Origin of the sequence: Oryzobacter terrae (assembly GCF_042756445.1) — a bacterium.
Taxonomy (GTDB): domain Bacteria; phylum Actinomycetota; class Actinomycetes; order Actinomycetales; family Dermatophilaceae; genus Oryzobacter; species Oryzobacter terrae.
The window spans coordinates 2,583,719-2,602,922 of the sequence record NZ_CP170578.1; the positions used below are offsets into that span (position 1 = coordinate 2,583,719).

At 74.3% G+C, this 19,204-nt stretch carries 16 protein-coding genes; 9 read left to right on the forward strand and 7 right to left on the reverse strand.

Annotated elements, in window-relative coordinates; all coding sequences use genetic code 11:
- Positions 1–118 precede the first annotated feature (118 nt).
- Both fbaA and ACFWN3_RS12230 read left to right on the forward strand, forming a co-directional pair.
- Entirely contained in the window at positions 119–1,147 is a 1,029-nt protein-coding gene (fbaA, locus tag ACFWN3_RS12225; RefSeq protein ID WP_377639959.1) for a class II fructose-bisphosphate aldolase, read from the forward strand.
- Positions 1,144–1,548 (forward strand): DUF3151 domain-containing protein, encoded by a 405-nt coding sequence (locus ACFWN3_RS12230; protein WP_377639961.1) that lies wholly within the window; start codon positions 1,144–1,146, stop codon positions 1,546–1,548. The genes fbaA and ACFWN3_RS12230 overlap by 4 nt, the downstream gene beginning before the upstream one ends.
- Here the strand turns inward: ACFWN3_RS12230 and ACFWN3_RS12235 are convergent.
- The gene (locus ACFWN3_RS12235) at positions 1,545–2,555 is read right to left on the reverse strand and encodes an IS481 family transposase (RefSeq protein ID WP_377645555.1); all 1,011 of its coding nucleotides are present in this window, start codon (positions 2,553–2,555) and stop codon (positions 1,545–1,547) included. The two genes, ACFWN3_RS12230 and ACFWN3_RS12235, sit on opposite strands and share 4 nt — an antisense overlap.
- A gap of 364 nt (positions 2,556–2,919) precedes the next feature.
- On the opposite strand from ACFWN3_RS12235, the gene ACFWN3_RS12240 reads away from it, so the two are divergent.
- Both ACFWN3_RS12240 and ACFWN3_RS12245 read left to right on the forward strand, forming a co-directional pair.
- Positions 2,920–3,699, forward strand: a complete 780-nt coding sequence (locus tag ACFWN3_RS12240) for a DUF6879 family protein (RefSeq protein ID WP_377639963.1) — start codon at positions 2,920–2,922, stop codon at positions 3,697–3,699.
- A gap of 129 nt (positions 3,700–3,828) precedes the next feature.
- Positions 3,829–5,130, forward strand: a complete 1,302-nt coding sequence (locus tag ACFWN3_RS12245; RefSeq protein ID WP_377645593.1) for an adenylosuccinate synthase — start codon at positions 3,829–3,831, stop codon at positions 5,128–5,130.
- Between the two features lie 45 nt (positions 5,131–5,175).
- On the opposite strand, the gene ACFWN3_RS12250 is transcribed toward ACFWN3_RS12245, so the two are convergent.
- Entirely contained in the window at positions 5,176–7,386 is a 2,211-nt protein-coding gene (locus ACFWN3_RS12250; protein WP_377639965.1) for a HelD family protein, read from the reverse strand.
- 190 nt (positions 7,387–7,576) lie between these two features.
- Between ACFWN3_RS12250 and purD the strand changes: the two genes are divergently transcribed.
- Entirely contained in the window at positions 7,577–8,857 is a 1,281-nt protein-coding gene (purD, locus tag ACFWN3_RS12255) for a phosphoribosylamine--glycine ligase (protein WP_377639967.1), read from the forward strand.
- A gap of 28 nt (positions 8,858–8,885) precedes the next feature.
- Here the strand turns inward: purD and ACFWN3_RS12260 are convergent, their stop codons facing one another.
- Both ACFWN3_RS12260 and ACFWN3_RS12265 read right to left on the reverse strand, forming a co-directional pair.
- Complete coding sequence (locus ACFWN3_RS12260; protein ID WP_377639969.1) at positions 8,886–9,659, reverse strand: isocitrate lyase/phosphoenolpyruvate mutase family protein; 774 nt, start codon at positions 9,657–9,659, stop codon at positions 8,886–8,888.
- Between the two features lie 11 nt (positions 9,660–9,670).
- Positions 9,671–11,104 (reverse strand): MFS transporter, encoded by a 1,434-nt coding sequence (locus tag ACFWN3_RS12265; RefSeq protein WP_377639971.1) that lies wholly within the window; start codon positions 11,102–11,104, stop codon positions 9,671–9,673.
- A gap of 86 nt (positions 11,105–11,190) precedes the next feature.
- Between ACFWN3_RS12265 and soxR the strand changes: the two genes are divergently transcribed.
- Together soxR and ACFWN3_RS12275 are read left to right on the forward strand one after the other, a co-directional pair.
- On the forward strand, positions 11,191–11,661 hold the full coding sequence (gene soxR, locus ACFWN3_RS12270; protein ID WP_377639973.1) for a redox-sensitive transcriptional activator SoxR: 471 nt from the start codon (positions 11,191–11,193) through the stop codon (positions 11,659–11,661).
- A 115-nt stretch (positions 11,662–11,776) separates the two neighbouring features.
- Positions 11,777–12,709, forward strand: coding sequence for a phosphoribosylaminoimidazolesuccinocarboxamide synthase (locus ACFWN3_RS12275; RefSeq protein WP_377639975.1), 933 nt, complete (start codon positions 11,777–11,779; stop codon positions 12,707–12,709).
- Here the strand turns inward: ACFWN3_RS12275 and ACFWN3_RS12280 are convergent.
- Both ACFWN3_RS12280 and ACFWN3_RS12285 read right to left on the reverse strand, forming a co-directional pair.
- Entirely contained in the window at positions 12,699–13,304 is a 606-nt protein-coding gene (locus tag ACFWN3_RS12280) for a TetR/AcrR family transcriptional regulator (RefSeq protein ID WP_377639977.1), read from the reverse strand. The genes ACFWN3_RS12275 and ACFWN3_RS12280 overlap by 11 nt on opposite strands.
- Positions 13,297–13,761: an SRPBCC family protein gene (locus ACFWN3_RS12285; protein WP_377639979.1), complete on the reverse strand. Its 465-nt coding sequence runs from the start codon at positions 13,759–13,761 to the stop codon at positions 13,297–13,299. The genes ACFWN3_RS12280 and ACFWN3_RS12285 overlap by 8 nt, the downstream gene beginning before the upstream one ends.
- 133 nt (positions 13,762–13,894) lie before the next feature.
- Between ACFWN3_RS12285 and purL the strand changes: the two genes are divergently transcribed.
- The gene (gene purL, locus ACFWN3_RS12290) at positions 13,895–17,803 is read left to right on the forward strand and encodes a phosphoribosylformylglycinamidine synthase (protein ID WP_377639981.1); all 3,909 of its coding nucleotides are present in this window, start codon (positions 13,895–13,897) and stop codon (positions 17,801–17,803) included.
- Positions 17,803–18,234: a DivIVA domain-containing protein gene (locus ACFWN3_RS12295; RefSeq protein ID WP_377639983.1), complete on the forward strand. Its 432-nt coding sequence runs from the start codon at positions 17,803–17,805 to the stop codon at positions 18,232–18,234. Before purL ends, ACFWN3_RS12295 begins: the two co-directional genes overlap by 1 nt.
- 37 nt (positions 18,235–18,271) lie before the next feature.
- Here the strand turns inward: ACFWN3_RS12295 and ACFWN3_RS12300 are convergent, their stop codons facing one another.
- Complete coding sequence (locus ACFWN3_RS12300) at positions 18,272–19,072, reverse strand: spermidine synthase (RefSeq protein WP_377639985.1); 801 nt, start codon at positions 19,070–19,072, stop codon at positions 18,272–18,274.
- Positions 19,073–19,204: the final 132 nt, after the last annotated feature.

A 19,204-nucleotide genomic window follows, 5' to 3' on the forward strand; every position in this document is an offset into this window, starting at 1 on the left:
TTCACGTCCCCGCGGCGACCGGTACCCGTGGGTACGGACACCCCGGTGTCCCCTCGCCCGGATCGTGGAAGGATCGGTGCGTACCGGCACCAGCCAACACCAGCACGAGGAGATCACCGTGCCCATCGCAACGCCCGAGGTCTACGCCGACATGCTCGACCGAGCCAAGAACGGCTCGTTCGCGTACCCGGCCATCAACATCACGTCGAGCCAGACGATCACCGCCGCGATCCGCGGCTTCGCCGAGGCCGGCTCCGACGGCATCATCCAGGTCTCCACGGGCGGGGCCGAGTACGCGTCGGGCTCGACCGTCAAGGACATGGTCACCGGCTCGATCGCGCTCGCCGCGTACGCCGAGCAGGTCGCGAAGAACTACCCGGTCAACATCGCGCTGCACACCGACCACTGCCCCAAGGACAAGCTCGACGGGTGGGTGCGCCCCCTCATCGAGGCGTCCACCGAGCGGGTCCGCGCCGGTGGCCTCCCCTACTTCCAGTCGCACATGTGGGACGGCTCGGCCGTGCCGCTCGACGAGAACCTCGTCATCGCCGAGGAGCTGCTCGAGAAGTGCCAGGCGGCGCGCGCCATCCTCGAGATCGAGGTCGGGGTCGTCGGCGGCGAGGAGGACGGCGTCGAGAACGAGATCAACGAGAAGCTGTACTCCACCCCCGAGGACGCCGTCGCCACCGTGCGCGCCCTCGGTGGCGGGGAGCGCGGTTTCTACATGACGGCGCTGACCTTCGGCAACGTCCACGGCGTCTACAAGCCGGGCAACGTCAAGCTGCGCCCCGAGGTGCTCCAGGCCGCCCAGGCCGCCGCCGCGGCCGAGCTCGGGCTCCCCGAGGGCTCCAAGCCGTTCCACCTCGTCTTCCACGGCGGGTCCGGCTCCGAGCCGTCCGACATCGCCGCAGCGGTCGACTTCGGCGTCGTGAAGATGAACGTCGACACCGACACCCAGTACGCCTTCTCCCGCCCGGTCGCCGACTGGATGTTCCGCCACTACGACGGCGTCCTCAAGGTCGACGGCGAGGTCGGGAGCAAGAAGCAGTACGACCCCCGCGCGTGGGGCAAGGAGGCCGAGGCCGCGATGGCGGCGCGCGTCGTCGAGGCGTGCGAGAACCTCCGGTCGGCCGGCACGAAGGCGTGAGCTCCGACCTGCTCGGGATCCCGCCGACCCACCTGCCCGAGGACCCCGCCGCCCGCGCGCTCGACGACGGCGCGGCCCCCGACCAGGTGGCGGCGGCGAACCCGTCGTCCTCGCTCGCCTGGTCGGTGCTCGCCGAGGACGCCCTCGCCGACGACCGCGCGGTCGAGGCCTACGCGTACGCCCGCACGGGGTACCACCGCGGCCTCGACGCGCTGCGCCGCAGCGGCTGGCGCGGCCAGGGGCCGGTGCCGTGGGAGCACGAGCCGAACCGCGGCTTCCTGCGGGCGCTCGCCGCGCTGAGCCGGGCGGCCGGGGCCATCGGCGAGGAGGAGGAGCGGCACCGCTGTGCCGAGTTCCTCCGCGCCTCGAGCGCCACGGGAGCGCGCGAGCTCGGCCTCTAGGTGTGATGCCCAGCCAGGTTGTCCAACCGGGTGATGGGTGCGACCTTGCCGATCGCTGAGTGGGGCCGGTGGTGGTTGTACTGGTGGAGCCATGGTGACAGGGCGGCGAGGCGGTCGGTCTCGGAGGGATAGAACGTCTTGAAGGCCCACCCGTCGACCAGGGTGCGGTGGAAGCGTTCGATCTTGCCGTTGGTCTGTGGTCGGTAGGGGCGGGTCCGTTTCGGGGTGATGCCGAGCTCGGTGCAGGTGTCGCGCCACAGGTAGGAGCGGTAGGCGCCACCGTTGTCGGACAGCACCTGGCGCACGGTGACTCCGCGGGCAGCGAACCACGCGACAGCGTTGCGGAGCACGGCCGTGGCGGTCTCCTTCGTCTCGTCGTCGTGGGCCTCGACGTAGGCCACCCGGGAGTGGTCGTCGATGACGGTGTGCAGGTAGCAGGTCCCGATCAGCGGGTGGTGGTACTTGCTCTTGGGTGCTCCGGTCCGCCGCGAGGTCGCTGACCGGTTCCGCAAGCCTTGTTCGCGCCCGACGTAGCGCCAGCCGCCGCCGTCGGGGACCTTGCCGAGCTTCTTGACGTCGACGTGGAGCAGGTCGCCGGGACGTTCGTGCTCGTAGCGGCGGATCGGTTCACCGGTGACCCGGTCGATATGGGTGAGCCGGTTGAGCCGGCATCGCACCAGGACCGCGTGCACCGTAGAGGCCTGCATCCCGAGCAGGTCACCGATCGCGACCGGGCCGAGGCGATGTCGCAGCCGCAGGCTCACAATCCGTCGGACCACCCTGGTCGGGGTCCGGCCAGCCTGGTGGTGCGGCGCGCTCGAGCGGTCCACCATCCCGGCAGCGCCTTCGTCGCGGTACCGCTCGGCCCACTTCGCGGCAGTCCTCCAGGACACGTCGTACCGCTCGGCCGCCCGGGCGATAGGCCAGTCGTGATCCACGACCAGTTGTCCCAACCGCAGCCGGGCGCGTGGAGTCAGGGCAGCGTTGGAATGAGTAGCGTGAGACACGAGGACCTCCTGGTGCGGGAGCGGAACCGTCAAGCAGCTCCACTCCACACCGGGAGGTCTTCACCTGTCACCGGTCAGATCGAGTCCTCACACAAACTCGACCAACGTGACTGGACATCACATCTAGGGCCACCGCTGACGGGCGAAGGGCCCGGGTGCGTGCACCCGGGCCCTTCCGACAGCCGAATCGAGACCGGGGGCGCGAACGCTTCCCTCTCGCCAAGAAGCGCCCCACCCGCGGTCGCCTGCAACCTCGGCTGTGCTGCTCAATGGTGCTCCCTCCGCCTCTCGAGGTGCGACACTTGGGTGCCACTGGCAGCAATCGGCCACCGCTCCCGTCCGCAGGGGAAATGGAGGGGTCCGCGTGAGCGACCCATCGACGTACGACGGTGGAGCGCTCCTCGTCCTCGAGGAGCAGCTCCGGCGCGAGATGTCGCGCGTCGAGGAACGGCGCCGCGACCTCGAGGCCTCGCGGGACCTCCTCGCCCGGATCACCTCGCAGGCGCTCGGGGCCCACGAGCCGCTGAGCGAGCCGATCGACGACGCCCTCGCCCCCTCGGTCGTCAGCCGCCTGCTCGCCGAGACGACCGGGCTGCTGCGCAACTACGTCCTCACCATCGTCGAGGGCCCGGCGCTCGACGAGTCGACGATGCGGGCGAACGAGGAGCGGATCCGGCGCGGTGAGGAGCAGCGCGCCGTGTACCCGGCGTCCGCCCTCTCCACGCCCCAGGGCCAGCGGTGGATGACGAGCTGGGCCGAGGTCGGGGAGGACCAGCGGATCCTGCCGACGACCGACACCGAGTTCGCGGTCTTCGGCTCCACCGCCGTCGTCGCCCTCGCCGCGTGGGACGACCCGGCGGGTGGGTACGCCGTCATCCGCGACCCCCTCGTCGTCCGGCTCTACACCGCCTACTTCGACCTCGCGTGGCGCCAGGCCGTGCCCGCCCCGGCCCTCGGCCGCGAGAGCACCGGCGACCCCAAGCTCGTCGAGCTGCTCGAGCTCGGCCTCAAGGACGAGGCCATCGCGCGCTACCTCGGCGTCAGCCTGCGCACCGTCCGGCGCCGGGTCGCCCACCTCATGGCGGTCAACGGGGTCGACACCCGCTTCCAGCTCGGCTGGGCCCTGGCCCGACGGCGTCGCTGACACGACCGAGGGCCCTGGGCCGCGGCGCGATAGGGTGGGGTGTACGAGGCCCCGGCGCGTACCCGCGAGGGGCCTTCGGCGCGCTCGGGGTGCACGCACCCCGGGGGCATGTTCGGAAGGGAGCCGTCGATGCCGGCGATCGTGCTGATCGGGGCCCAGTGGGGCGACGAGGGCAAGGGCAAGGCCACCGACCTCATGGGGTCCGACGTCGACTACGTCGTGAAGTTCAACGGCGGCAACAACGCGGGCCACACGGTCGTCATCGAGGGCGAGGACGGCACGCGCGAGAAGTACGCGCTGCACCTGCTCCCCTCGGGCATCCTCACGCCCACCGTCACCCCCGTCATCGGCAACGGGGTCGTCATCGACCTCGACGTGCTCTTCCAGGAGATCGACGGCCTCGAGGCGCGCGGCGTCGACACCTCGCGCCTCGTCGTGTCGGCCAACGCCCACGTCATCGCGTCGTACAACCGCACCCTCGACAAGGTCACCGAGCGCTTCCTCGGCTCGCGCCGGATCGGGACCACCGGCCGCGGCATCGGCCCCACCTACGCCGACAAGATGAACCGCGTCGGCGTGCGCGTCCAGGACCTCTTCGACGAGGGGATCCTGCGCCAGAAGGTCGAGGCGGCGCTGGCGCTGAAGAACCAGGTGCTCGTCAAGATCTACAACACCCGCGCGGCCGAGGTCGACCGGGTCGTCGAGGAGCTGCTCGCCCACGCCGAGCGGCTGCGCCCGATGGTCGCCGACACCACGCTCGTCCTCGAGCAGGCCCTCGACGCCGGGAGCACCGTCCTCCTCGAGGCCGGCCAGGCCACCCTCCTCGACGTCGACCACGGCACCTACCCGTTCGTCACGTCGTCGTCGGCCACCGCCGGCGGGGCCTGCACCGGGTCGGGGATCCCGCCGACCCGCGTCACCCGCGTCATCGCGGTCCTCAAGGCGTACACGACCCGCGTCGGCGAGGGCCCGTTCCCCACCGAGCTGTTCGACGACGACGGCGAGACGCTGCGCAAGACTGGCGCCGAGTACGGCACGACGACGGGTCGCCCGCGCCGCTGCGGTTGGATGGACACCGTCATCGGGCGCTACGCCACCCGGATCAACGGAGTCACCGACTTCGTCGTCACCAAGCTTGACGTCCTCACCGGCTTCGACAAGGTGCCGGTCTGCGTCGCCTACGAGGTCGACGGCGTCCGGCACGAGGAGATGCCGGTCAACCAGAGCGACGTCCACCACGCCAAGCCCGTCTACGAGTGGCTCGACGGCTGGTGGGAGGACATCTCCGGGTGCCGGACCTTCGAGTCGCTGCCGGCCGCGGCCCAGGCCTACGTCCTGCGGGTCGAGGAGCTCGTCGGGGCGCGGGTCTCGGCGGTCGGGGTCGGTCCCGGGCGGCACGAGATCATCGAGCGGCACCCGCTCCTCGACTGACGGCCGGGCGGTCGCGCGGGCGCGGTCGTGCGGTCGGCGGGTCGTTCAGGCGGGCCGCAGGACGTGCATCCGGTGCGCCGCCCGGGTCAGGACGACGTAGAGGACGCGGACGCCGCCGGGGGACTCCTCGGTGATCGCCTCCGGGTCGACGACGACCGTGGCGTCCCACTCCAGGCCCTTGGTCGACAGCGGGTCGATGAGCTGGACGCGTCCGTCACCGGCGCCGTCGAGCGCGGCGAGGCGGTCCTGCCAGCGCCGGGCCGGGATCACCGCGATGGAGCCCTCGACCTCGCCGAGGAGCTGCTCGACGGCCTGGGCGGCGGCCTCGACGAGGGAGCCCTCGACGGCGCGGTCGACCGGGTCGACCCCGGTCTCGCGCACCGCGACCGGGATGTCGGCGTCGGGCACGAGCGGGAGGATCACGTCGCGCGCGTGGTCGAAGATCTCGCGGGCGTTGCGGTAGTTCGTGTCCATGTGGAACGCGCGGCGCTCCTGCTCGGCGAAGGCCTCCTCGCGGGCCCGGCCGGCCTCGGCGAGGTCGCCCCACGATGCCTGCGCCGCGTCGCCGACGACGGTCCACGACGACGAGCGGCCCCGGCGGGCGAGCATCCGCCACTGCATCGGGGACAGGTCCTGGGCCTCGTCGACGAGGACGTGCGCGTACCCCGAGGCCCGGTCGATCCGGCCGGCCATGAGGCGATCGCGGGCGTCGGCGGGCGTCGTGACGTGGTAGTTCTCCTCCGCCGGGACGCGTCGGTCGACGCCGGCCCTGACGTCGACGACGCCGTAGGACTGGAGGTCGTCGAGCTCCTCGATGTCGTAGAACCCGACGTCCTCGCGCTCGGCTTCCTGGACCGCGCCGAGGCGGGCGACGAGGTCGTCGACGAGGGCGGCGTCGGCGACCGACCAGGTCCCCTGGTCGAGCGCCTCGCGGTAGGAGTGCGCGACGGCGGCGCCCTCCTCGTGGTCGAGCACGCCGCGCGAGACCGCGTAGACGTGGTCGGTGTCGGTGAGGGTGAGGAGGAGTTCGCGGGGGTCGAGCTGGCGCCACCACGTCGCCATGAACTCGTCGACGTCGCGGGAGGCCTCGAAGGCGTCGAGGAAGACGTCGCGCTCGCCCTGTCGGACCGAGCGCCAGGCGGCCTCGGCGAGGGCGGTGCGGGCGGCATCGGTCGCGAGGTTGTGCTGGTGGCCTCGCAGGACCTCGGAGCGCACCCGGCGCAGGACCTGCTCGTCGAGGCGGACGGCCTGGCCGGCCACGAAGGCACGGAACTCGCGCGCGGCGCCCTCGGGCGGGCGCGAGGCGAGGCGCGACAGGAGGCGACGGACGCGCAGCGACCCCTTGATCGCGGCGACCTCGGGGCTGTCGACCCGGGTGGCGGTCATCCCGTCGACGAGGTCGCCGAGCGCGCGCAGCGACACCGACTCCTCGCCGAGGCTGGGCAGCACGCGCTCGATGTAGGCGGTGTACGCGGCCGACGGCCCCACGACGAGGATGCCGCCGTTCTCGAAGCGGCGGCGCTCGGAGTACAGGAGGTAGGCCGCGCGGTGGAGGGCCACGACGGTCTTGCCGGTGCCCGGTCCGCCGGTGATCTCGGTGACGCCGCGCGAGGGAGCCCGGATCGCCTCGTCCTGGTGGCGCTGGATCGTCGCGACGATGTCGCGCATCTGGCGGCCGCGGCTGCGGGTCAGCGCGGCGATGAGGGCGCCGTCGCCGAGCACGACGATGTCGTCGGGGGCCTCGGGGACCATGAGGTCGTCCTCGGCGCCGACGACGGTGGCGCCCTTGCAGCGCAGGACGCGACGGCGCAGGACCCCCATCGGGTCGACGGGGGTGGCGCGGTAGAAGGCGGAGGCCGCAGGGGCGCGCCAGTCGACGACCAGCGGCTCGTAGTCGTCGTCGCGCACGCCGAGGCGGCCGATATAGCGCACCTCGCGCTCGGCGGCGGTGGACGTCTCGGTGCCGAGGTCGAGGCGCCCGAAGACGAGGCCCTCGTACTGCTTGTCGATCATCGCGCGGCGGCGGGCGGCGGCGTAGACGAGCGCGTCGCGCTCGAACAGGCCGGTCATCTCCTCGTCGCGGACGTCGCCGGTGCGGCTCGTCCGGCCGCGGGCGAGCCCGTCGGCCTCGACGTCGGCGGCGCGCCGGGAGGCCTTCTCGAGCTCGGCGTAGACCCGGTCGACGTGCGCCTGCTCGTGCGCGATCTCGCCCTCGACGTCGGGGGAGGTGTCGGGCACCGGGTGGGGAGCGGTCACGGGGCGAGGTCTCCTGCTGTGGATCGGCGATGCACGTGGCGCTGGCCACGGAACTCACCAGTCTAGAGCCCGCCGCGCCTCCACCACGCCGCGTCCGGGGAACGGGCCGGTCGGGACGCGGACGGGTCGGCACGGGGCCGCCGTGGACCGGGGCCGCCCGGGGGCGCGGGTCGCCCTAGGATCGTGGCCCGTGAAGGTACTCGTCGTCGGGTCCGGGGCCCGCGAGCACGCCATCGTCCGCTCCCTCGCGCTCGACCCGTCGGTCGACAAGGTCGTCGCGGCGCCGGGGAACCCCGGCATCGCCGCGCTCGCCGCGTGCGAGGCCGTCGAGGGCGGGGTGAGCAGCCCGGAGGGCGTCACCGCCCTCGCCACCCGGGTCGGGGCCGACCTCGTCGTCGTCGGACCCGAGGCGCCGCTCGTCGCCGGGGTCGCCGACGCCGTGCGCGCCGCCGGCATCGCCTGCTTCGGGCCCTCGGCCAGGGCCGCCCGGCTCGAGGGCAGCAAGGCCTTCGCCAAGGAGGTCATGTCGGCCGCCGAGGTGCCGACCGGGCTGGCCCACGTGTGCACGACGATGGCGTCGGTCGAGGAGGCGCTCGACGCCCTCGGGGCGCCGCACGTCGTCAAGGAGGACGGGCTCGCCGCCGGGAAGGGCGTCGTCGTCACCGACGACCGCGACGAGGCGCTCGAGCACGCGCGCGCCTGCCTCGCCAAGGAGGACGGGGCCGTCGTCATCGAGGAGTTCCTCTCAGGCCCCGAGGTCTCGCTCTTCGTCCTCTCCGACGGCACGACCGTCGTCCCGCTGACCCCCGCCCAGGACTTCAAGCGCGTCGGCGACGACGACGCCGGCCCGAACACCGGCGGGATGGGCGCCTACAGCCCGCTCGACTGGGCGCCCGAGGGACTCGTCGACGAGGTGGTCACCCGCATCGCGCAGCCCGTCATCGACGAGATGCGCCGCCGCGGCACCCCGTTCGCGGGGGTGCTGTTCATCGGGCTGGCGCTGACGCCGCGGGGCCCGCGCGTCATCGAGTTCAACGCCCGCTTCGGCGACCCCGAGACCCAGGTCGTCCTCGCCCGCCTCCTGACGCCGCTCGGCGGCGTCCTCCTCGCTGCGGCCCAGGGACGGCTCGAGGAGGTCCCGGCCCTGCGGTGGTCGGCGGAGCACGCGGTGACGGTCGTCGTCGCGGCGCAGTCGTACCCCGGGACGCCCCGGACCGGCGACGTCGTCACGGGGACCGACGACGCCGACGTCGCCCCGGCGGCCTACGTCCTCCACGCCGGGACCGCCCTCGACGACGAGGGCCGGCTCGTGTCGGCCGGCGGTCGGGTGCTCTCGGTCGTCGCGACGGGGGAGTCCCTGGCGCAGGCCCGCGAGCGCGTCTACGCGGCGGTGGCGGGCATCGGCCTCGAGGGCTCGCACCACCGCACCGACATCGCCCTCCTCGCCGAGCAGGGCGCCGTCTCCGTCTGACCCGCGAGCGTACGAGGGCGGGCCGGGCTCAGTTGAGCTTGCGGGTGCCCTCGGGGAGCGCGCCCCCGGCGAGGACCGACTCGGTCAGCTCGGCGAGGGCGGTCAGCGCGACGTTCTGGCTCCACGGCCCGTACGAGACGCGAGCGACGCCGAGACGCTGCACGGTGTCCAGCGGCAGCGAGCCCGGGACGCCGATGAGGGTCAGCCGCTGAGGACCGAGGGCCTCGACGAGGGCGGCGACGGTGGGCTCGTCGAGCCTCCCCGGCGCGAAGACGGTCGCCGCGCCGGCGTCGAGGAAGGCCCGTCCCCGCTCGATGGCGTCGGCGAGGACGTCGGCCGGGTCGCGGTCGCCGGCCCGGAGGAAGGCATCGGTGCGGGCGTTGAGCTGGAAGGGGATCCCGGCCGCCTCGCCCGCGGCGACGGCGGCCTCGACGGCGGCCACGGCCTCGCCGAGCGGCTTCATCTGGTCCTCGAGGTTCGCCCCGACGACGCCGACGTCGATGGCGCGCGCCACCGTGCCGCCCGGGTCGCCGTAGCCGGCCTCGAGGTCGGCGGAGACGGGCAGCTCGGTGGCGGCGGCGATGCGGCCGCACGCCTCGACCATGAGGTCGCGGGGGATCTGCTCGCCGTCGGGGTAGCCGTACGACGCGGCGATGGAGTGGCTGGCGGTGGCCAGCGCGGTGGTGCCCGGGGTCTCGGCGACGACCCGCGCGGAGATGACGTCCCAGACGTTGACGACGAGGAGGAGCTCGGGGGCGGAGTGGAGGCGCTGGAGCTCGGTGGCCCTGTCGAGGATGCTCATGCTGATCGACGCTACCCCGGCGGGAGGGGACGGGTGCGGCCGGCGGCACCGACGACGCCGAGCGCGGTGAGCCCGCCGATCCCCATGAGGACCGCGAACGCCGGACCGTCCATCGCCTCCCCGCGCAGGGCCACCACGGCACCGGCGAGGGCGGTCGTGAGGGCGACGCCCGTCGAGACGGCCAGCCCCTGGGCCGCGCTGACCCGCCCGTGCTCGGACGCGGGCGCCTGGGCCAGCAGCTCGGTGGAGACCGTCGGCGACACGATGCCCATCCCCGTGGCGGCCAGCGCCCAGCCGGCCATGCCGGCGACGAGGCCGACGACGTCGAGCGACAGGAGCACCGGCCCGAGCGACCCGACGGCGATGAACGCGCCGCCGAGCCGCAGCCGGTGGGCGGCCGGCCGGGCCTGGGCCCGGGCCGTGCTGGTGCCCCACGACCCGAACGCCCACAGGGTGCCGGTCACGGTGAGGGAGACCCCCGCCAGCGCCGTCGACGCGCCGTGGGTCTGGACGAGCATCAGCGGCAGGACCCCGCCGATGCCGGTGAACGCGGCCGACACGAGCAGCCGCAGGGCGATGATCGACGGGACGCCGTGCGCGAGCCGGGCCGTCCCCGCGGGCAGCGCCCGCCCCGCCCCGACGAGGACGACGAGGACGCCCGCCGCGATGGCGAGGGCACCCGTGCGGCGCGTGGAGGGCACCTCGAGGAGGGGTGCGGTGAAGGTCGTCACGGCCAGGCCGGCGGCGAGCAGCAGGGAGGCGGTGACCCTGCGACGCCGACCGGTGACGCCCTCGCCGTCGGTGCCCGCCCCGGGGTGCGTGCGGCGCAGGGCCGACCGGATGGGGAGCAGGGCCAGCGGGACGACGACGAGGGGCGCGATGAAGACCGCCCGCCACCCCGCGAGGGCGTCGATCCCGCCGGCGACGCTCGGGCCGAGGAGCGAGGGGAGGACCCACGCCGCGGCGAACGACGCGAAGACCTTGGCGCGCAGGGCGTCCGGCAGCGCCTGGGCGACGAGCACCATGAGCGCGGTGTCGATGAGCGCCTCGGCGGCTCCCGAGACGGCCCGGCCCGCCACGAAGACCGCCATCGTCGGCGCCAGGCCCGAGACGACCTGGGCGAGGGCGAACGCCGCCAGCCCGGTGAGGAGCGCCGGGCGTGGCCCCCGGCGGTCGGTCCAGCCGCCCGCCCACGCCATCGCGACGGTGAAGGTCACGAGCGAGGCGCCCGTCGAGGCACCGAACAGGCCCCAGCCGTCGAGGTCGCGCACGACGGTGGGGAGGATCGTCATGACGGCGCGGTTCTCGAAGGCCGCCAGGGTCACGAGCGCGACGATGCCCGCGACGACGGGGAGGTGCTCACGGCTCAGCAGCCGGGCGGTCGAGCCGCCCGGCCCGGTGGGCCCGGCCGGAGTCGCGGGCGTCGCGTCCGCGTCGGCGTCCACGCTGGTACGCGGGGTCGTGCGAGAGGTCATGTCGTGGATCCTCGTACCTCAAGTGCGCTGGAGGTCAAGTCGTCTACCGTGAGGAGGTGGACCGCACCGACCTGCTCCCCATCGGCGAGGTCGCGACGCGCAGCGGCGTCTCCGTGGCCACCATCAGGTTCTACGAGGAACGCGGTCTCGTCGAGTCGGTGCGCACGGCGGGCAACCAGCGCCGCTACGAGCGCCACGTCCTCCGGCGGGTGGCGGTCGTCCGAGCGGGGCAGCGGTTCGGGCTGTTGCTCACCGAGATCGGCGCGGCCCTCGAGTCGCTTCCGCACGACCGCCCGCCGACGAAGCGCGACTGGCAACGGCTCTCGCGTGTGTGGCACGCCCTCCTCGACGAGCGGATCGAGGCGCTCGTGCGCGTGCGCGACGGGCTGTCGTCGTGCATCGGCTGCGGCTGCCTGTCGCTGCGGTCCTGCCCGGTCTACAACCCCGAGGACGCCCTCGCGGTCGAGGGTCCGGGGGCCCGGCGCTGGCCGGCCGCGGCCCGGGGTCGCGAGGACACCCACGACTGAGGAGCGCCCGCGCCGTCCTTCCCGAGATCGCGGGCGACCCCCGTCCCGCGCCCTCCGCAGTCCTGGCGATGGGCGCCGGCGGGCGCGGGCCCCCGGGGCTGGAAGAATCCCCGCCATGGCCGACGCCCCCACCACCGCCTCGACGCCCGAGCCGGTCGCCCTCCCCGGGTACGCGCACGTCTACTCGGGCAAGGTCCGCGACCTCTACGCGCCGCTCGACCCCGAAACGGGCTCGCCGCGCGACGACCGGCTGCTCCTCGTCGCCAGCGACCGCCTGTCGGCGTTCGACTTCATCCTCCAGACGCCGGTCCCCGACAAGGGTGCCGTCCTCACCCAGCTGTCGCTGTGGTGGTTCGAGCAGCTCGAGGACCTCTTGCCCCACCACGTCGTCTCCACCGACGTCCCGGCCGAGGTCGCGGGCCGGGCGGTGCTCGTCCGCCGCCTCGAGATGCTGCCCGTCGAGTGCGTGGCCCGCGCCTACCTCACCGGTGGGGGGCTGCGCGAGTACCGGACCGACGGCCGGGTCAGCGGCCTCCTGCTGCCCGAGGGCCTCGTCGACGGGTCCCGGCTCCCCGAGCCGGTCTTCACCCCCAGCACGAAGGCGCCGCAGGGCGCACACGACGAGCCGATGCCCTTCGAGGACGTCGTCGCGGCCGTCGGCGAGCGCACGGCGGAGCGCGCTCGCGACCTCACGACGCGGATCCTGGCCCGCGGCAACGAGATCGCGGCGGAGCGGGGAATCCTCATCGCCGACACCAAGGTCGAGTTCGGCCTCGACGACGACGCCCCCGACGGCCTCGTCCTCGCCGACGAGGTGCTGACCCCCGACTCGTCCCGCTTCTGGCCGGCCGACCAGTGGGAGCCCGGCCACACCCAGCCCAGCTTCGACAAGGAGTTCGTCCGCGAGTGGCTGCTGTCGCCGGCGAGCGGCTGGGACAAGGCATCGGGTGAGGCCCCGCCGCCGATGCCGGCCGACGTCCTCGAGCGGACGCGCGCGAAGTACGTCGAGGCCTACGAGCGCCTGACCGGCCGGACCTTCACGGGCTGACCGCTCGCCCCGGGCCCTTCCCGGCCGCCTCGTCGAGCTCGCGGCGCACGGTGCGCGTCCAGCGGGCCATCGCCGCGTCGCCGGCGGCGCGGTCGCCGGTGACCGCCAGCTCGAAGAGGAGGCCGCGCGCCATCGCGAGGGACTGCAGGGCGAGGGAGCCGGCGAGCTCGGGCTCCGCGCCGGCCCGCCGGTAGGCGTCACGGACGGTCGCGGTCCAGCCCTCCTCGAGCCAGCGGCGCAGGGGGGCGGCGTGCGGCCGGTCGCGCATGGCGTGGCTCGACAGCTCGAAGAAGAGCGGGGCGAAGACCTCGGCGCGGTCGGCGACCCGCGTCCAGAAGGCCTCGCCCGCGGCGACGGGGTCCTCGTGCGCGGCCACGAGCGAGGTGAGGGTCTCCTGCTCGGCCCGCTCGACGGCCTCCACGACGGCGCCGAGGAGCCCCTCGCGGGACCCGAAGTGGTAGTTCAGCATCCGGTGGCTCGTGCCGATGCCCGCGGCGAGCGAGCGCAGGCTGGTGTCGCCGACCCCGTGCTCCGCGAACCAGGCGACGGCGCGGACCAGGAGGTCGTCCCTCGGGGAGGGGTCGGGGTCAGGCACCGGGCGCGTCCGGTGCCGGGTCCGCGGGCCCGGCGTCCGCCCCCGACGCCGTCCGGTCGAGGGCCTCGGCCTCCTGCTCCACGTAGTCCCGGGCGGTGCGGCCGACCAGGAAGCGGACCAGCGGGGCGAGCACGCCCGACCACGTGATCCCGAGGGCGATGCTCGTCGTGCCGTCGGGGTGGGGGCGCAGCTCGTGGGTGCCGACCGAGCGCATCCCCGGGGCGCTGGACTCCCACGTGAACGAGCGCCCGGGGACGACCTCGGTGATCCGCCAGACGGCCGGTGGGAGCTTCGGCTGCTCGACCCGGTACTCGGCGCCGACCTCGTCGACCCGGTCGGGGTCGAGCGCCGTCACCGCGTCGACGGTGGGGAGCCAGGTGGGCCACCCCCGGACGTCGGACATCACCGCCCACAGCCGCTCGGTGGGGGCGGTGGACTCACGGACGACCTCGATCATGTACCAGATGGTACACCTTCCGGCGCGCGCGTGGTGTCTCGCCGGAGGTCCCGCGGACACCGCCGGGCCGCGCCGCCGGTAGCGTGGGCCCCGGCAGACCCGCCTCGAGCCGCACCCCGGGAGACCGCACGCCATGGCCTCGTCGCACGACCTCGTGCTGACCACCGTCCCCGGCGGCAACGCCCTTTCCCCCTTCCGCGCCGCGGCCCTGCTCGCCCGCCTCGAACGAGCCGTCCCGGGAGCCACCGCGGTCGGGGCCCGCCACGTCCACGTCGTCGCCAGCGAGGCCGCCCTCTCCGACGACACCGCGGCCACCGTGGCGCGCCTGCTCACCTACGGACCTCCGCCGGCCCCCGAGCCCGAGGGCACGCACCTGGCGACCGTCGTCGTCTCGCCGCGGCTCGGCACGCTCTCGCCGTGGGCCTCGAAGGCCACCGACATCGCCCACAACTGCGGCGTCGACGTGCGGCGCGTCGAGCGGGTCACCGAGTACCGCATCGCCACGCAGGAGCCGCTCACCGACGAGCAGTGGGCCACCGTCGCCGACCTCGTCCACGACCGGATGACCGAGACCGCCCTGCCCTCGCTCGACGCCACCGCGGCCCTGTTCGAGGAGCGCGAGGCCGAGCCGATGGAGCGGGTCGACGTCCTCGCCCGCGGGCGCGAGGCCGTCGAGGAGGCCGACGCCGCCTACGGGCTCGCGCTCTCCGAGGACGAGGTCGACTACCTCGTCGACGCCTTCACCGGGCTGGGCCGCAACCCCTCCGACGTCGAGCTGATGATGTTCGCGCAGGCCAACTCCGAGCACTGCCGCCACAAGATCTTCAACGCCGACTTCGTCGTCGACGGCGAGGTCAAGGCGCGCTCCCTCTTCGGCATGATCCGGCACACCGAGGAGGTCGCCGGCGAGGGCACCGTCGTCGCCTACAAGGACAACGCGTCGATCATGGCCGGGGGGCCGGTGACCCGGTGGGTGCCCGAGGTCCCCGACGGGCCCGGCCGCTACGTCGCCGTCGAGGACGAGGTCCACGTCCTCATGAAGGTCGAGACGCACAACCACCCCACGGCGATCAGCCCCTTCCCCGGGGCGGCCACCGGTGCGGGCGGCGAGATCCGCGACGAGGGAGCCACCGGCCGCGGGAGCCGCCCGAAGGCGGGGCTCACCGGCTTCGTCGTCTCCAACCTCCACCTCCCCGGCACCGACGAGCCGTGGGAGCGCGACCCCTACGGCGCCCCCGGCCACATCGCCAGCCCGCTCGACATCATGGTCGAGGGCCCGATCGGCGCCGCCGCCTTCAACAACGAGTTCGGGCGCCCCGGGCTCGGGGGCTTCTTCCGCGTCTTCGAGCAGACCGTCGACGGCGTCCGCCGCGGGTACCACAAGCCGATCATGAGCGCCGGTGGGCTCGGCTCGATCAGCGCCGACCAGACCGAGAAGGTCCGCTTCCCCGCGGGCACCCTCCTCGTCCAGCTCGGCGGTCCGGGCATGCGGATCGGGATGGGCGGTGGCGCGGCGTCCTCGATGGCGGCCGGGGCCAACGCCGCCGAGCTCGACTTCGACTCGGTGCAGCGGGGCAACCCCGAGATCGAGCGGCGCGCCCAGGAGGTCATCAACCACTGCGCCGACCTCGGGGCCGACAACCCCGTCCTCGCGATCCACGACGTCGGCGCGGGCGGGCTGTCCAACGCCTTCCCCGAGCTCGTCGACGACGCCGGGCTCGGTGCCCGATTCGACCTCTCCGCGGTGCCGCTCGAGGAGTCGGGCCTGGCGCCGAAGGAGGCGTGGTGCAACGAGAGCCAGGAGCGCTACGTCCTGGCCGTCGCCCCCGAGTCGCTCGGGCTCCTCGTCGCGCTCGCCGAGCGTGAGCGCTGCCCGCTGACGGTCGTCGGGGTGGCGCGCGACGACGCGCAGCTCGTCCTCGCCCCCGGTCCCGACGACGTCGAGGGTGACGACCGGCCGATCGACATGCCGATGGAGGTGCTGCTCGGCAAGCCGCCGCGGATGACGCGCGACGTCCGTCGGGTGCCGCGGTCCACGCCCTCGCTCGACCTCGACGACCTCGCAGGGTCGACGCTGCGCGAGGCCGCGTACGCCGTCCTGCGCCACCCCACCGTCGCCTCCAAGCGCTTCCTCGTGACGATCGCCGACCGCACCGTCGGCGGCCTGAGCCACCGCGACCAGATGGTCGGGCCGTGGCAGGTCCCCGTCGCCGACGTCGCCGTCACCCTGTCGGACCACGTGGGCTTCGCCGGCCAGGCGATGGCGAGCGGCGAGCGGATGCCGCTCGCCGCTGTCGACGGACCGGCCTCCGGTCGGATGGCCGTCGGCGAGGCGCTGACCAACCTCCTCGCGGCGCCGCTCACCGGGCTGGCGGGGACCAAGCTGTCCTGCAACTGGATGGCCGCCTGCGGCGAGGAGGGCGAGGACGCGGCGCTCTACGACACGGTGCACGCCGTGGCGATGGAGCTCTGCCCGGCCCTCGGGATCTCCGTCCCGGTCGGCAAGGACTCGCTGTCGATGCGCACCCGCTGGACCGACGAGGCCTCCGGGGAAACGCGGCAGGTGACCTCACCGGTCTCCCTCGTCGTGTCGGCGTTCGCGTCCCTGCCCGACGTCCGGGGCACGTGGACCCCGCAGCTGCTGCCGGGCTCCGAGCTCGTCCTCGTCGACCTCGGCGCCGGCCTCGACCGCCTCGGCGGCTCGATGCTCGCTCAGGTGCGAGGCGAGTTCGGTGGCGTGGTGCCCGACCTCGACGACCCGCAGCGACTCGTGGGCCTCGCCCTGGCCCTCGCCGAGCTGCGCTCCGCCGGCCTCGTCACGGCCTTCCACGACCGGTCCGACGGCGGGCTGTGGGCCGCCGCCTGCGAGATGGCCTTCGCGGGTGCCGTCGGTGTCGACCTCGAGCCGGCCTCTGTCGCAGCCCTGTTCACCGAGGAGCTCGGCGTCCTGCTCGGCGTCCCCTCCGGTTCGGGTGACGAGGTGCTCCGTGTCCTGGCGCGGCACGGCCTCGGGGACCTCTCGCGCGTCGTCGGTGCGACGTCGTCGGACCGCCGGGTCCGCGTCGCCGTCGGTGAGGGGGTCGTCCTCGACGAGCCGGTGCGCGACCTCGCCCAGGCGTGGGACGAGGTGTCGTGGCGGATCGCCACGCTGCGCGACAACCCCGCGCTCGCCGACGAGGAGCACGACGCCGTCGGCGCCGACGACGACCCCGGACTCGTCGTCGCGCCCACTTTCGACCCCACCGACGACGTCGCGGCGCCCTTCCTCAACCTCGGGGTCCGGCCGAAGGTCGCCATCCTGCGCGAGCAGGGCGTCAACAGCCACGTCGAGACGGCGTTCGCCTTCGACCGAGCCGGGTTCGACACCTACGACGTCCACATGACCGACCTGCAGACCGGTCGCTTCGACCTCGCCGACGCCGTGGGGCTCGTGGCCTGCGGCGGGTTCTCCTACGGCGACACGCTCGGGGCGGGCGAGGGCTGGGCGCGCTCGGTGCTCTTCAACGAGCGGCTCACCGAGTCCTTCCACGCCTTCTTCCACCGCGAGGACACCTTCGGCCTCGGCATCTGCAACGGCTGCCAGATGTTCGCGGCGCTGGCCGACCTCGTGCCCGGGGCCGAGGCCTGGCCGCGGTTCACCCGCAACCGGTCCGAGCAGTACGAGGCCCGGCTCACCCTCGTCGAGGTCCTCGACTCCCCGTCGGTCCTCATGCGCGGGATGGAGGGCAGCCGGATCCCGATCGCGGTCGCCCACGGCGAGGGCTTCGCCGACTTCTCCGCCCGCGGCGACGCCGGGTCCGTCGAGCGGGTCGCCCGGTTCGTCGACCACCACGGCCGCCCGGCGCTCACCTACCCGCACAACCCCAACGGCTCGCCCGACGGCCTCACCGCCGTGACGACGCCCGACGGCCGGTTCACCGCGATGATGCCGCACCCCGAGCGTGTCTCTCGGACGGTGCAGATGTCGTGGTCGTCGAGCCCCGTGGCCGAGGAGAGCCCGTGGCTGCGGATGTTCCGCAACGCGAGGGTGTGGGTCGGCTGATGGCGCGGGTGCTGCGGGCCGACGACGTCGAGCACGCGACCTTCACCCGGACCCAGCTCCGCGCCGGCTACGACGAGGGCGAGGTCGACGACCTCCTCCGGGACGTCGCCGCGACGCTGCGGCGCCACGAGTCGGGGACGTCGTCGAGCGGCTTCCGGATGGAGTCGACCGGCCTGGCCTCGGTGCGGTTCACGTCCACCCGGCTGCGTCCCGGGTACGACCACGCCGAGGTCGACGCCTTCCTCGCCGACGTGGTCCACACGCTCGAGCACCACGAGGCCCACCGTGCCGCGCTCGCGCAGGCGGCGTCGGCCGCGGAGGCGGCCTCACCCGAGGACGGTCCCGCGGGCGCGGCCGAGACCCCGCCCGTCGCCGAGCGCGAGTCCTGGCGTGCCCGCGTGATGCGCACGCTGCGCGGCGAGGACGGCTGAGCGGCGAGTCGGCCGGCCGGGGTGCCCCGGGCGGTCGCTAGCGGCGGCGCCAGGCACCTCGAGCCGGCGGTTCGGGGGAGGGCTCGGCGTCCGCGGCGGTGAACGGACGTGCCCCGGGTGCCTTGCGGGCGACGTCGTCGGCGGTCAGCACCCCGGTCGGCAGCGCGGCGGAGGCCGCCGCGCGCCGCAGCGAGTAGAGGTCGACCGCGCCCGCCGACCCGACGAGCACGAGGTTGCCGAAGCGGCGGCCCTTGAGCACCTCGTGGAGGCCGACGACGGCGACGTGTCCGAGGGCCTCGCGGGCACCGGCGACGACCCGGGCCGCGTGCCGCATCCCCGGCTCGTCGGCGAGGTTGGCCAGGAGCAGCCCGCCGGGAGCGAGGACGCGGGCGACCTCCCGGAACCACTCGAGGGTCCCGACGTCGGCCGGGATCCGGCCCTGCGCGAAGGCGTCGACGACGACGACGTCGGCGCTGCCGTCACGCAGTCCGGCGATGCCCGTCGCCCCGTCGACGGGACGGACCCGGATCCGGTGCCCGCGGGGGAGCGGCAGCTCGCGGCGCACGGCCTCGGTGAGGGCGGCGTCGGGCTCGAGGACGATCTGCGGCGACCCGGGCCGGGTGTGGTGGACCCACCGGGGCAGGGTGAGGCCGGCGCCTCCGACGTGGGTGACCCGCAGCGGCCCGTCGGCCGCGAGGGCGTCGATGCACAGGGCCAGGTGCTGGACGTACTCGAACTCGAGGCGGGCCGGTTCGTCGAGGTCGACGGCCGACTGCCCCTGGCCGTCGAGCACGACCGTCACGAGCGAGCCGTCGCGCTCGAACTCCGCCGTCGTCACGGGCGCAGGCTACGCGGGCGCGGCAGCAAGTGGGTGGTCCGTGAGCTTCGCACTGCTGACGTGGGGCGCAGCAGTGCGAAGGAGCCTGCGCAGGGTGTCGAGCCGTCGCGCAGTCGCACTGCTGACGTGGGG